We start from the raw sequence: 11,869 nt of genomic DNA, 5'->3' as shown, positions 1-11,869 counted from the left end.
GTATCAGGCACGGATATCTTGACTGACCCACCGCTTTCGCGAGCAAGCCCGCTCCCACATTTGGATCTCCATATGATTGGAAGTTTCGATTCAAACAAGAGGCTTCAACGGATGAGAATCCTCGGCATTCTGTGCCTGCTACTCACACTGAACGGCTGCAGCTCCCTGCTGTTCTACCCCGAATCCGGCCTGCCGTTCACACCGGAAAAGGCCCGCCTGGCCTACCGTGACATCACCCTCACCACCGCCGACGGGGTAAAGCTCCACGCCTGGTGGCTGCCGGCCAAACCCGGCGTGCCGCTCAAGGGCACGGTGCTGCACCTGCATGGCAACGGTGGCAACCTGGCCTGGCACCTGGGCGGAAGTTGGTGGTTGCCAGAGCAGGGTTACCAAGTGTTGCTGCTGGACTATCGCGGTTATGGCCTGTCTGAAGGCAAACCGTCATTACCGGCGGTTTATCAAGACATCGACGCAGCATTCAGCTGGCTCGACGCGGCGCCCGAAACCCAGCACCAACCCTTGATCGTCCTCGGCCAAAGCCTCGGCGGTGCGCTGGCGGTGCATTACCTGGCGGCCCACCCAGAGCGTCAGCCGCAACTCAAGGCGCTGGTCCTGGACGGCGTGCCCGCCAGTTATCGTGACGTAGGACAATTCGCCCTGAGCACCTCCTGGTTAACATGGCCGTTGCAGGTGCCCTTGTCCTGGCTGGTGCCGGACGGCGACAGTGCAATCCAGGCCATGCCGAAGTTGACCGGCGTGCCGAAACTGCTGTTCCACAGCCTGGATGACCCGATTGTGCCGGTGGCCAACGTTTTGCGCCTGTATCAAGCGGCGCCACCGCCGAGAGTGTTGCAATTGACCCGTGGCGGCCATGTGCAGACCTTCGCCGACAAAACCTGGCAAACCGTGATGCTGCGCTATCTGGACGACCCCCAGCACTTCAACGGCCTGCGTCGCCTGGGCGAAATCCCGAATTATCCCGTTCCCAAAGTTGATTCATCAGAGAGCCCGCAATGAGCGAAGAACGCAACATGATCCCGCTGATCCTCACCGGCATCGGCACCATTATCGGCACCGTCGGCTGCCTGTGGTTCTACGGCTACCTGCACTTCGCCAAGCCCGAAGATGCGCTGCTGCTCAGCGACTTCACCATGCTCAAGACCGTGCCCGGCGAGGATTACAAGATTTCCCTGACGCCGGCCGCGCAAGTGGCGCAGTGCGTCGATGGCGTGCTGGTGATGTTTGATACCGACCAGAAAGGTCTCAGCGGTGTGCTGGTGAACAACAAGAAACAGGCCGTGCGCTGCATGGGGCAGGAAACGCCGCAGTTGCAGCAGTAGCCCGATCGGGAGGAACCATATTCCGTACGAGACCACTGATGGGAGTGTCGGCAAAGTTGAGACACAACTTACCCAATTGTGAACGTATGGAGTGTGAATATGGATTTAGGTATCGGCAGTAAGGCTAGCAATATCGTCGGCCAGCCAGAGCAAATGGACACGGAAGTGTTGAAAAAGCTGCTGGAGCTGATGGCCAGCGTGGGCGGCGCCCAGGGCGGCAGTGGTGCCGGTAATGCGGGTGGCGGTTCTGGAGGCGACCCTCAAGCCCAGGCACAAGGCCCGCAAATCCAAATGCCGGAGCAAAGCCAAGGCTCCGTCAGCTTCGGCTAAATAGAAAAACCCCGCCGGGTCAGGCGGGGTTTTTTTTAACTGCTCGATCAGTTAGCGACGGCAGACCGTGGCTTGACCGGCTGGTTGTCGTTGGAAATGGTCACTTCAACCCGGCGATTCATCGCACGGCCCGAGACGCTGCCATTGTCGGCAACCGGGTATTCCTTGCCGTAACCCTGGGTCACGATGCGCGAAATATCCACGCCTTGCTGTGCCAGTGCACGCTGTACCGAAGCGGCACGACGCTCGGACAGGCTCTGGTTGTACGCGTCGGAACCGGTGCTGTCGGTGTAGCCTTCGACGATCACTTTACGGTCCGGGTTATCGCGCAGGAACTGCGCCAGCTTGGTGATATTCACCAGGCCGCTGGATTTCAGGTCGGACTTGTTGGTGGCGAACAGCACGTCACCAAAGGTCACCAGCGTACCGCGATCGGTCTGCTTGGCGTTCAAGCTGTCTTGCAGTTGCTTGATCTGTGCGTCACGGGCTTCCAGCAGGGCGCGGGCACGGTCGTCGCCAGCGTTTTTCAGCTTGGCTTCGGATTCGCGCAGCACGATGGTGTCCTTGGCCACTTCAACGCGCTGGTTGGTCAGGTAGGCCAGTTGGTCGACTTTCTTCTGGTCTTCCTTGTCGCGGTAGGCTTTGTCGGCCTTGTCCAGCCATTCGCTGGCGTCCTTGGTTTCCAGCGCCGCGAGCTTGGTGGCTTGCGGGTTGGTTTGCAGGGCCGAGTAGTTGGTCCGTGCATTTTCCAGGTTCGCGTTCGGCGGGGTGGAGCAGGCCGCCAGGGCAACGCTCATCGCCAGCAGGGCAGGGATCATCAATTGTTTACGCATAGTCATGTCGTCCTTTCAATTCGATATCGGGTGCAATGCAATCGGGGGGCGGCGGCTTATTGCTGCTTGATAACAGCCGGGCGCATGCCTTCCTGACGCAGCTCCTGAACAGCTTTCTGGGAGTCCTTCACAGCCTGTTCAGCCTTGGCGGCCTGGGCTTTGCGCTCGGCCACGCGAGCGTCCCATTCGGCTTGTTCGGCCAGGCGACGGGCTTCATCGTAGTTCTTGTCGTGCATGGCAATTTCGGCTTGCTTGAGCTTGTCCTGGGCCGACTTCATTTCCACGGCGGCGTACTCGGTACCGCCAGCGCTGACCGCGCTGTTCACAGCAGACTGGGTCACCGCGTATTGCTCGGTCGGCGGGTTGCCGGCGCAGCCCGCGAGAACGAAGCTGGTGCCGATTGCCAGCGCGGCCAATTTAAGCCCGCGCAGGTGGTTAAACGAGGATTTGGCAGTGCTGGTCTTCATCGTCTTCAACTCCATTGGATAACTCCTGAAAAACTTAAAATCCATCCTGGGAGGTCGGTTGCGGGCCCGGCGGATAAGGCACATGACGCCAGTTCAAACGGCCGTTCCAAGTGATGGCTTACTGGCTGTGACCGGAGGCTTTTTTGAATAGTTCAGAGAAGATGGCGATTTGCCTAAAAAAATATCTGACTGATCGGTCAGCGAAAAAACTTGGAACTTCTGCGTTGCGCAGGGGTACGCCGGGCCTGTGGAAGGCCCGGAATACAAGGGGGTTTGGGGTGGGTGTCAGTGTTTCGGTTCGTCGGCGCTGGCCGACAGATCATGCAGATAGCGGCGCGACAACGTGAGGAAACGTGGGGTAGGGCCGACGTCTTCGTACAACGGGTCGCCCTCTTCATCGGTGGCAATCACCTGCTGGCCCTTGATGTAGGGAAAGCTGGCTTCCAGCTCTTCAAGGGCGGCGCCGATCAGTTCGCCGAGCAGTTCCTCAGGGTGGCGCTTGGGGTACATCTCGGCGATGGCCGCCAACCTGGCGGCGGCCTCCACATCCAGGTGGATCGCGTACTCGGTCTTGGTCAAGCGACCCTTGGCGTTCTCTTCCCAATGCTGGGCCAATTCTCGAATTTTCATGGCAACCTCAGTAAAGCCCGCGATAGCAGGCGGTGATGAGTGACCGGTCACCGGCGTGGATAAACACCGGAGGCTTAGTGTTGAGACTAGCTGCATCCCACAAGGTTTAAAGTCTTGTCAGAAATGGATGCTAGCGGCACTCTGGCAGACCTGCGCGTCCCGGATTCCTGCTGGAGATTGGCTGATGAGTGATATCGATGCACGCTTGCGTGAGGACGTTCACCTGCTGGGTGAACTGTTGGGCAATACCATTCGAGAGCAGTACGGCGACGGGTTTCTCGACAAGATCGAGCAGATCCGCAAAGGCGCCAAGGCCGACCGGCGTGGCGCTGGCGATGAATTGAGCGCCAGCCTCAACCAGCTGCAGGAAGACGAGCTGCTGCCAGTGGCCCGGGCCTTCAACCAGTTCCTCAACCTGGCCAATATCGCCGAGCAGTACCAACTGATTCACCGGCGTGATGAGTCGCAGCCGGCGCCGTTCGAGGCCCGCGTGCTGCCCGAGTTGCTGGCGCGCCTGCAAAGCGAAGGCCACAGCAATGAATCCTTGGCCCGCCAGTTGGCGCGGCTGGAGATCGAGCTGGTGCTCACCGCCCACCCCACCGAAGTGGCGCGCCGTACCCTGATCCAGAAATACGATGCGATTGCCGCGCAACTGGCGCTGCAGGATCACCGCGACCTCACCACTGCCGAGCGCCAGCAGATCCGCGAGCGCCTGCAACGGCTGATCGCCGAGGCCTGGCACACCGAAGAAATCCGCCGCGTGCGCCCCACGCCTGTCGACGAAGCCAAGTGGGGCTTCGCCGTGATTGAGCATTCGCTGTGGCACGCCATCCCCAACTACTTGCGCAAGGCCGACCAGGCCCTGCACGCCGCCACCGGCCTGCGCCTGCCCCTGGAAGCCGCGCCGATTCGCTTCGCGTCGTGGATGGGCGGCGACCGCGACGGCAACCCGAACGTCACCGCGCCGGTCACCCGCGAAGTGCTGTTGCTGGCACGCTGGATGGCGGCCGACCTGTACCTGCGCGACATCGACCACCTGGCCTCGGAGCTGTCGATGCAGCAGGCCAGCCCGGCGCTACAGGCCAAGGTCGGCGACAGCGTCGAGCCCTACCGTGCGTTGCTTAAACAGTTGCGCGAACGCCTGCGGGCGACGCGGCAATGGGCCCACACGTCGCTGACCGCGCCGACCCCGGCACCAGCCGAGGTCCTGCAAAACAACCGGGATCTGCTCGACCCGCTGGAGCTGTGCTACCAGTCGCTGCACGCATGCGGCATGGGCGTGATCGCCGATGGCCCGCTGCTCGACTGCCTGCGCCGCGCCGTGACCTTTGGCTTGTTCCTGGTGCGCCTGGATGTGCGCCAGGACTCCAGTCGGCATTCGGCGGCCATGACCGAAATCACCGACTACCTCGGCCTCGGCCGTTATGAGGACTGGGACGAAGACGCGCGCATCAGCTTCCTGACCAAGGAGCTGAGCAACCGTCGGCCGTTGTTGCCGGGCTATTTCAAGCCGTCGGCGGACACTGCCGAAGTCTTGAATACCTGTAGGGAAATTGCCGCCGCACCGGCTGCTTCGTTGGGTTCGTATGTCATCTCCATGGCTGGCGCTGCGTCGGACGTGCTCGCGGTGCAACTGCTGCTCAAAGAGTCGGGCGTGCAGCGGCCGATGCGCGTGGTGCCGCTGTTCGAAACCCTGGCCGACCTGGACAACGCCGGCCCGGTGATCGAGCGCCTGTTGCTGCTGCCGGGCTATCGCGCGCGGCTGCAAGGCCCGCAGGAAGTGATGATCGGCTACTCCGATTCGGCCAAGGACGCCGGCACCACTGCCGCCGCCTGGGCGCAATACCGCGCACAGGAGCGTTTGGTGGACATCTGCCGCGAGCAGCAGGTGGAACTGCTGTTGTTCCACGGTCGCGGCGGTACCGTGGGCCGTGGCGGCGGCCCGGCTCACGCGGCGATCCTGTCGCAGCCGCCAGGGTCAGTGGCGGGGCGCTTCCGCACCACCGAACAGGGCGAGATGATCCGCTTCAAGTTCGGCCTGCCGGACATCGCCGAGCAAAACCTCAATCTCTACCTGGCAGCGGTGCTGGAGGCGACGTTGCTGCCACCGCCACCGCCGGAACCGGCGTGGCGCCATTTGATGGACGAATTGGCGGCAGACGGCGTCAGCGCTTACCGCGCCGTGGTGCGGGAAAATCCGCAGTTCGTCGAGTACTTCCGTCAGTCCACCCCGGAACAGGAGCTGGGCCGCTTGCCCCTCGGCAGTCGCCCGGCCAAGCGCCGTGCGGGGGGCATTGAAAGCCTGCGCGCAATCCCATGGATCTTCGGTTGGACCCAAACCCGCCTGATGCTGCCCGCCTGGCTCGGCTGGGAAGCCGCGTTAAGCAAGGCGCTGGAGCGTGGCGAAGGTGAGCTGCTGGGGCAGATGCGCGAGCAGTGGCCGTTCTTCCGCACGCGCATCGACATGTTGGAAATGGTCCTGGCCAAGGCCGATGCTGATATCGCCCGGCTGTATGACGAGCGCCTGGTGCAGCCAGACCTGTTGCCATTGGGTGCGCACTTACGCGACCTATTGTCGCAGGCGTGCAACGTGGTGCTTGGCCTGACTGGCCAGTCGCAACTGCTGGCCCATAGCCCCGACACCCTGGAGTTTATCCGTCTGCGCAACACCTACCTCGACCCCTTGCACCTGTTGCAGGCCGAGTTGCTGGCACGTTCGCGCCAACAAGAGGCGGCGCAGGACAGCCCTCTGGAACAGGCGCTGCTGGTGTCCGTGGCCGGTATTGCCGCTGGTTTGCGCAACACCGGCTAAGGTTTTCCAAGTGTTCTCAACGGCTTGCAGATAAACCACGACGGCCGCCCGCAAATGGGCGGTCGGCGTTTGCGGCGGCGGGTTGCACCCGGGCACACCCTACCTATGACGCATGCCCTGCGCGGGTTCCTGCGACTTTTGGCGGCTTGTATGGTGACGGCCCGCTGTGTATCTTGATCAGCCTTTGGCCGTTTGGGCGGCCCGAATCCTATTTTTACGCGATTGGCCCCACGCGGCGAATCCGAGCATCATCTCTATAAAAAATTGAGGAGCACATCAATGCGCGTCATTCTGCTGGGAGCTCCCGGGGCCGGTAAAGGTACTCAGGCAAAGTTCATCACTGAAAAATTCGGCATTCCACAAATCTCCACCGGCGACATGCTGCGTGCAGCGGTCAAGGCCGGCACCGAGCTGGGCCTGATCGCCAAGAGCGTGATGGACAGCGGTGGCCTGGTCTCCGATGACTTGATTATCAACCTGGTCAAGGAACGCATCAGCCAGGAAGACTGCAAGAACGGCTTCCTGTTCGACGGCTTCCCACGCACCATTCCCCAGGCTGAAGCCCTGGTGAAGGCGGGCGTCGAGCTGGACGCAGTGGTTGAAATCGCGGTTGAAGACGAAGAAATCGTCCAGCGTATTGCCGGTCGTCGCGTTCACGAAGCCTCGGGCCGCGTGTACCACACCATCTACAACCCGCCAAAGGTTGAAGGCAAGGACGATGTGACCGGCGAAGAGCTGGTGCAGCGCAAAGACGACACCGAAGAAACCGTGCGTCATCGCCTGTCGGTCTACCACTCCCAGACCAAGCCGCTGGTGGATTTCTACCAGAAGCTGTCGGCTGCCCAAGGCAAGCCGAAGTACAGCCACATCCCAGGTGTTGGCTCGGTCGAGGCGATCACTGCCAAAGTGCTGCAAGCACTGAGCTGATCCGTCGATTTGCTTCACCTATAACGGCCCGCTTGCGGGCCGTTGTTGTTTATACTGGCGCACTTTTTTTCGACTTGGACACCCACACCGATGAGCACCCTGCTGGCCCTGGACACCGCGACTGAAGCTTGCTCCGTTGCCCTGCTGCACGATGGCAAGGTTACGAGCCACTACGAGGTGATCCCGCGCCTGCATGCGCAGAAGCTGCTGCCGATGATAAAGCAACTGCTTGAAGACGCCGGCACCACCCTGGCGGCCGTCGATGCCATCGCCTTCGGCCGTGGCCCCGGCGCGTTTACCGGTGTGCGAATTGCCATTGGCGTGGTGCAGGGCCTGGCGTTTGCCCTGGAGCGCCCGGTACTGCCGGTGTCCAACCTCGCCGTGTTGGCCCAGCGCGCCTTGCGCGAACATGGCGCCCATCAAGTAGCAGCGGCCATCGATGCGCGCATGGATGAAGTCTATTGGGGCTGCTACCGCGAGACGGCGGGGGAGATGCGTCTGGTGGGCGTCGAAGCCGTGCAGCCGCCCGAGGCGTCGGTTTTGCCGCAGGATGCCAGCGGTGACTGGTTCGGTGCTGGCACCGGCTGGGGTTATGGCGAGCGCATCGGTGTGCAACTGGTGGGCCAGGACGCCGCCATGCTGCCCCACGCCGAAGACCTGCTGACCTTGGCCCGCTTCGCGTTCGAGCGTGGCGAAGGGATTCCCGCCGACCAGGCGGCGCCGGTTTACCTGCGCGATAAGGTCGCGCAGACCAAGGCCGAACGCGGGATTATTTGACGTCAAAAGTGTGGGCATTTTCCGGCGAAAATCGCCAATCGTCAGAATTTGCCCTGGCTTTTAAACCTTTTGCAAATTATGTGTTCTAGTTATCACCAGAGCATTTGCGCGCTACGGATTGCGCCACTAAAATGCCATTACTGATAGCGAGTTCGCGCCCATGCGTATTGATGGCTTTTCCTCACAGTCCTACCCAATCAAGCGCAAGCCGCGTAAGGCCAATGCGACGGTGGACGACGCTGTCGAGGATTCGCCGGACTTCATCGAAGTTCAAGCCGATGCGCAGGCCAATGCACAAGCGCGTATCAGCGGTCTTCCCGCCCGTCAGCAAGACATGGTCTTCCCCCGCTCCATGAGCAAAAGCGTTGCCACCGCCCTGGCCAGCTACCTGACCACCGCCGGCTTTGTCGAATGGGATATGGAAGTGCTGGGTCTCGACATCCACATCTGATGCGCCTGCCTTATTTCATCGGTTGCCCATCCTGGAGTGAAAACGCCTGGCGCGAGTACCTGTACCCGGCGGATGCGCGTTCCAGCGATTACCTTGCCCTCTATTCCCAGGTCTTCAACGCCGTTGAAGGCAACACCACGTTTTATGCACGCCCCTCAGCCGCCACGGTGCAGCGCTGGGCCGAGATCATGCCGGAAGATTTTCGCTTCACCGCGAAATTCCCGGGTGATATCAGCCATGGCGGCGACTTGCGCGAACAGTTACCGGCAGCTGAGAGTTTTGTCGGCTTGATGAGCCCGCTGGGTGAGCGTGTGTCACCGATGTGGCTGCAATTGTCGGCGACTTTCTCGCCGCAGCGACTCGCCGAGTTGGCGGGGTTTATCGACGGCCTGGAACGCCCGCTGGCGGTGGAAGTACGCCACCCGGCGTTCTTCGCCAAGGGCGATGCCGAGCGCATGCTCAACCGGCTATTGCGTGACAGGGGCGTTGAGCGCATCTGCCTGGACCCGCGGGCGCTGTTCAGTTGCACGTCGACCTCGGCGGCGGTGCTGCATGCCCAGGCGAAAAAGCCCAAGGTACCGCCACGTCCGGCTGCGCTGACGCTGTTCCCCCAAGTGCGATTTATCGGCCATCCCGAGCTTGAGGCCAACGATCCGTTCCTGGTCCCATGGGTCGCGAAAGTCGCCGACTGGATCGAAGAAGGTCGCACGCCCTACGTATTCCTGCACACCTCGGACAACCGCCTGGCGGCACAACTGGCGCTGCGTTTTCATGAGCAGTTGATGGCGCGCCTGCCCGGCCTGCCGCCGCTGCCGACCCTGAATCGAGCACCCGCCGCCGAGCAACTGGGGTTACTCTAGGGCTCCTTTTTTCGCCAGGAGCCAGACATGGATGCCCAAACCCTTCGCGCCGAAACCTTCAAGGCCCTGCATGAGCGTGATCGCGCCTTCGTGATGCCCAACCCGTGGGATGCCGGCTCCGCGATCATGCTCGCCAGCCTCGGCTTTGAAGCCCTTGCCACCACCAGTGCCGGCTATGCATTCAGCCTCGGCCGGCCGGATGCGGAAGGCGCGTTGTCCCTGGAAGACACCTTGAGCAATGCCAGCGCCATCGTGCAGGCGACGGCGTTACCGGTGGCGGCGGACCTGGAAAACGGCTTCAGCGACACCCCCGAAGGCTGCGCCCAGACCATCCTGCGCGCGGCGGCCAGCGGTATCGTCGGTGGCTCCATCGAAGATGCCACCGGCATTGCAGTTGATCCGATCTACCCCTTCGACTTGTCGGTGGAGCGCGTCGAAGCCGCCGTTGCCGCTGCGCGCAGCCTGCCATTCCCTTTCACCCTGACCGCCCGCGCAGAAAACCTCCTGCATGGTCGCCTGGATTTGCCTGACACCATCCGCCGCCTGCAAGCCTACGCCGAAGCCGGCGCCGACGTGCTCTACGCGCCGGCCTTGCGCAGTGCCGAGGAAGTGCTGGCGGTGGTCAAGGCTGTCGCGCCCAAGCCGGTGAATGTGTTGATGTCGGGCGGCCTGAACCTCAGTGTCGCGCAGTTGAGCGAAATGGGCGTGCGGCGCATCAGCGTCGGCTCGGCCATGGCCTTGGCGGCATATGGCGAGTTCTATCGGGCGGCGCAGGAGGTGTATGAGTTGGGCACGTTTACCTTCACCGAACGCAAGATGCCGTTCAGCCAGGCCAACGCTTTCTTCAAGGATTGAGTCAGGCGGCCAGGCGCAGGTTCTGCGTGACCAGCGGGCGGGCCCAGTAGTAGTCGAAGTCCAGGGCCTTCTGTTGCTCCACCAGCTCTTCGTCCGGGTACGGCGTGGCGGCGGGTGGCAGCAGGTCCAGGTCGAACTCGGCGATGGGCAGGTGCAGCGGGCGCGGTTCGGGGGCCGGGCCGGGCTCCGGCAACGGTTGGCCGGCGGTCAGCACGATAGGGCGGACCCAGCCACTGTCGAAATTCTGCTGGCGCTGTTGGGCGACGATTTCTTCGTCCGGGAACGGTGTGGCCGCCGGTGGCAGCAATTCGGTCTCGAACTCGGCAATCGGCAGGAACAGCGGCTCAGGCGGGGCGATCTCGGTGTCTTTCACGTCGCACTCACGCTGGGTGAGGATCTGTGACAGCAGGTCGGCGCCAGCGCGGGGTTCAACTTCCGGGTCCAGCGGTTCAGGCGCATGGGCGGCGAGCGCGTCCGGCGTGGCGCCGAGCTGCTCGGCCAACGCCCGGGCGAAGAAGTCCTGCCACACATGACTCACCCCGGCCAGCGCTTGGGTATTGCGCAGGCCGTAGTGGTTGTGGGTCGGCAGTACACCGATGGTTTGGGGAAGAATGTCTGACATTTTTCTCGGTCGACGCTCAGCTCTGGCAAAATACCTGACTGTTGGTTTTATCGGCCGTTGTTTGCCGATCCTTAATATTTTTGAGCGTAGCGATTGATGAGCGAACAACCAGCGGCCAGCCGCATCCGGGTCGAGGCCTTGGCCGAGGGTTTCCAGGCCCTGGCCGAACAATGGGCGGCCCGGCTTGACCTGCCTTTGCAGCTGGCTGAGGCGGATTTTTCCTTGCAGGTCGGCGAGCAAGGCCTACAACTGCAACAGCTCGGGCCTGACGCGCCCGGCGCGGTGAGGGTGGACTTCGTCGAAGGTGGCGCGGCGCACCGGCGTTTATACGGCGGCGGCAGCGGGCAGATGATTGCCAAGGCCGTGGGCATCGCCCAGGGCGTGCGACCCCGGGTGCTGGACGCCACGGCGGGGCTGGGCAAGGACGCGTTCGTGTTGGCCAGCCTGGGCTGCGAAATGAGCCTGATCGAGCGCCAGCCGCTGATCGGCGCCTTGCTCGAAGACGGCCTGGCACGCGGTGCCGATGATTTTGAAGTAGCGCCGATCGTGGCGCGGATGAAACTGCTCAAGGGCAATTCCATCGAGGTGATGCGCAATTGGGAAGGCGAGCCGCCGCAGGTGATCTACCTCGACCCGATGTTCCCGCACCGTGAGAAAACGGCCCTGGTGAAGAAGGAAATGCGCCTGTTCCGGCCGTTGGTTGGGGATGACCCAGATGCCCCGGCCTTGCTCGCCGCGGCCTTGGCCCTGGCCAGCCACCGCGTGGTGGTGAAGCGGCCGCGCAAGGCGCCGTGCATCGAGGGGCCCAAGCCGAGCCATGCGCTGGATGGCAAGTCCAGCCGGTATGACATTTATCCGAAGAAGGCGCTCAAGGGCTGAATATTCGTTGGCCTTGAGGGCCTCTTCGCGAGCAAGCCCGCTCCCACATTTGACCGAGTTCCAACTTTGGAATGTGGTCGAATGTG

14 protein-coding genes are annotated in these 11,869 nt (G+C 62.3%); 10 read left to right on the top strand and 4 right to left on the bottom strand.

The features are described from left to right. Window positions 1–111: 111 nt before the first annotated feature. The 3 genes from NUV89_RS22695 to NUV89_RS22685 all read left to right on the top strand — a co-directional run bounded on the left by NUV89_RS22695 (window position 112) and on the right by NUV89_RS22685 (window position 1,670). The gene (locus NUV89_RS22695) at window positions 112–1,017 is read left to right on the top strand and encodes an alpha/beta hydrolase (protein WP_257783069.1); all 906 of its coding nucleotides are present in this window, start codon (window positions 112–114) and stop codon (window positions 1,015–1,017) included. Continuing rightward, window positions 1,014–1,340: a hypothetical protein gene (locus NUV89_RS22690; protein ID WP_124526059.1), complete on the top strand. Its 327-nt coding sequence runs from the start codon at window positions 1,014–1,016 to the stop codon at window positions 1,338–1,340. The genes NUV89_RS22695 and NUV89_RS22690 overlap by 4 nt, the downstream gene beginning before the upstream one ends. A 99-nt stretch (window positions 1,341–1,439) precedes the next feature. After that, window positions 1,440–1,670: a hypothetical protein gene (locus NUV89_RS22685; RefSeq protein WP_257783068.1), complete on the top strand. Its 231-nt coding sequence runs from the start codon at window positions 1,440–1,442 to the stop codon at window positions 1,668–1,670. 47 nt (window positions 1,671–1,717) lie between these two features. Here NUV89_RS22685 and NUV89_RS22680 read toward each other — a convergent pair whose 3' ends face one another. The 3 genes from NUV89_RS22680 to NUV89_RS22670 all read right to left on the bottom strand — a co-directional run bounded on the left by NUV89_RS22680 (window position 1,718) and on the right by NUV89_RS22670 (window position 3,600). Then, a complete protein-coding gene (locus NUV89_RS22680) occupies window positions 1,718–2,503 on the bottom strand; it encodes an OmpA family protein (RefSeq protein WP_257783070.1) in 786 nt (261 codons plus the stop codon). A 56-nt stretch (window positions 2,504–2,559) separates the two neighbouring features. Continuing rightward, the gene (locus NUV89_RS22675) at window positions 2,560–2,970 is read right to left on the bottom strand and encodes a DUF4398 domain-containing protein (RefSeq protein ID WP_177343934.1); all 411 of its coding nucleotides are present in this window, start codon (window positions 2,968–2,970) and stop codon (window positions 2,560–2,562) included. Between the two features lie 285 nt (window positions 2,971–3,255). After that, window positions 3,256–3,600 (bottom strand): pilin assembly protein, encoded by a 345-nt coding sequence (locus NUV89_RS22670; protein ID WP_257783067.1) that lies wholly within the window; start codon window positions 3,598–3,600, stop codon window positions 3,256–3,258. 184 nt (window positions 3,601–3,784) lie between these two features. On the opposite strand from NUV89_RS22670, the gene ppc reads away from it, so the two are divergent. The 6 genes from ppc (at window position 3,785) to NUV89_RS22640 (ending at window position 10,282) form a co-directional block, all read left to right on the top strand. Next, window positions 3,785–6,412, top strand: a complete 2,628-nt coding sequence (gene ppc, locus NUV89_RS22665; RefSeq protein WP_257783066.1) for a phosphoenolpyruvate carboxylase — start codon at window positions 3,785–3,787, stop codon at window positions 6,410–6,412. Window positions 6,413–6,691: 279 nt separating this feature from the next. Then, on the top strand, window positions 6,692–7,339 hold the full coding sequence (gene adk, locus NUV89_RS22660; RefSeq protein ID WP_017738318.1) for an adenylate kinase: 648 nt from the start codon (window positions 6,692–6,694) through the stop codon (window positions 7,337–7,339). Window positions 7,340–7,429: 90 nt separating this feature from the next. Beyond that, window positions 7,430–8,116, top strand: coding sequence for a tRNA (adenosine(37)-N6)-threonylcarbamoyltransferase complex dimerization subunit type 1 TsaB (tsaB, locus tag NUV89_RS22655; protein WP_257783065.1), 687 nt, complete (start codon window positions 7,430–7,432; stop codon window positions 8,114–8,116). A gap of 160 nt (window positions 8,117–8,276) precedes the next feature. After that, on the top strand, window positions 8,277–8,567 hold the full coding sequence (locus tag NUV89_RS22650; RefSeq protein WP_017738316.1) for a hypothetical protein: 291 nt from the start codon (window positions 8,277–8,279) through the stop codon (window positions 8,565–8,567). Beyond that, window positions 8,567–9,427 carry a DUF72 domain-containing protein gene (locus NUV89_RS22645; protein ID WP_257783064.1) on the top strand — a complete coding sequence of 287 codons (861 nt, stop codon included), beginning with the start codon at window positions 8,567–8,569 and terminating at the stop codon, window positions 9,425–9,427. The genes NUV89_RS22650 and NUV89_RS22645 overlap by 1 nt, the downstream gene beginning before the upstream one ends. A 27-nt stretch (window positions 9,428–9,454) precedes the next feature. Beyond that, window positions 9,455–10,282 carry an isocitrate lyase/phosphoenolpyruvate mutase family protein gene (locus NUV89_RS22640; RefSeq protein WP_257783063.1) on the top strand — a complete coding sequence of 276 codons (828 nt, stop codon included), beginning with the start codon at window positions 9,455–9,457 and terminating at the stop codon, window positions 10,280–10,282. A 1-nt stretch (window position 10,283) separates the two neighbouring features. Here NUV89_RS22640 and NUV89_RS22635 read toward each other — a convergent pair whose 3' ends face one another. Next, window positions 10,284–10,904 (bottom strand): energy transducer TonB, encoded by a 621-nt coding sequence (locus NUV89_RS22635; RefSeq protein WP_257783062.1) that lies wholly within the window; start codon window positions 10,902–10,904, stop codon window positions 10,284–10,286. Window positions 10,905–11,000: 96 nt separating this feature from the next. Between NUV89_RS22635 and NUV89_RS22630 the strand changes: the two genes are divergently transcribed. Next, window positions 11,001–11,783, top strand: coding sequence for a class I SAM-dependent methyltransferase (locus NUV89_RS22630; protein ID WP_257783061.1), 783 nt, complete (start codon window positions 11,001–11,003; stop codon window positions 11,781–11,783). Window positions 11,784–11,869: the final 86 nt, after the last annotated feature.

It is taken from the genome of Pseudomonas sp. 18.1.10 (assembly GCF_024655625.1).
In the GTDB taxonomy this organism is placed as follows: Bacteria; Pseudomonadota; Gammaproteobacteria; order Pseudomonadales; family Pseudomonadaceae; genus Aquipseudomonas.
This window is presented reverse-complemented; position numbering and strand designations above follow the sequence as displayed.

Bases quoted from the DNA above. Each gene is read 5' to 3' on its own strand.
- NUV89_RS22690 (WP_124526059.1), top strand. From the start codon at position 1,014: ATGAGCGAAGAACGCAACATGATCCCGCTGATCCTCACCGGCATCGGC.
- NUV89_RS22675 (WP_177343934.1), bottom strand. From the start codon at position 2,970: ATGAAGACCAGCACTGCCAAATCCTCGTTTAACCACCTGCGCGGGCTT.
- NUV89_RS22695 (WP_257783069.1), top strand. From the start codon at position 112: ATGAGAATCCTCGGCATTCTGTGCCTGCTACTCACACTGAACGGCTGC.
- NUV89_RS22685 (WP_257783068.1), top strand. From the start codon at position 1,440: ATGGATTTAGGTATCGGCAGTAAGGCTAGCAATATCGTCGGCCAGCCA.
- NUV89_RS22640 (WP_257783063.1), top strand. From the start codon at position 9,455: ATGGATGCCCAAACCCTTCGCGCCGAAACCTTCAAGGCCCTGCATGAG.
- NUV89_RS22650 (WP_017738316.1), top strand. From the start codon at position 8,277: ATGCGTATTGATGGCTTTTCCTCACAGTCCTACCCAATCAAGCGCAAG.
- adk (WP_017738318.1), top strand. From the start codon at position 6,692: ATGCGCGTCATTCTGCTGGGAGCTCCCGGGGCCGGTAAAGGTACTCAG.
- NUV89_RS22680 (WP_257783070.1), bottom strand. From the start codon at position 2,503: ATGCGTAAACAATTGATGATCCCTGCCCTGCTGGCGATGAGCGTTGCC.
- NUV89_RS22670 (WP_257783067.1), bottom strand. From the start codon at position 3,600: ATGAAAATTCGAGAATTGGCCCAGCATTGGGAAGAGAACGCCAAGGGT.
- NUV89_RS22645 (WP_257783064.1), top strand. From the start codon at position 8,567: ATGCGCCTGCCTTATTTCATCGGTTGCCCATCCTGGAGTGAAAACGCC.
- NUV89_RS22635 (WP_257783062.1), bottom strand. From the start codon at position 10,904: ATGTCAGACATTCTTCCCCAAACCATCGGTGTACTGCCGACCCACAAC.
- ppc (WP_257783066.1), top strand. From the start codon at position 3,785: ATGAGTGATATCGATGCACGCTTGCGTGAGGACGTTCACCTGCTGGGT.
- tsaB (WP_257783065.1), top strand. From the start codon at position 7,430: ATGAGCACCCTGCTGGCCCTGGACACCGCGACTGAAGCTTGCTCCGTT.
- NUV89_RS22630 (WP_257783061.1), top strand. From the start codon at position 11,001: ATGAGCGAACAACCAGCGGCCAGCCGCATCCGGGTCGAGGCCTTGGCC.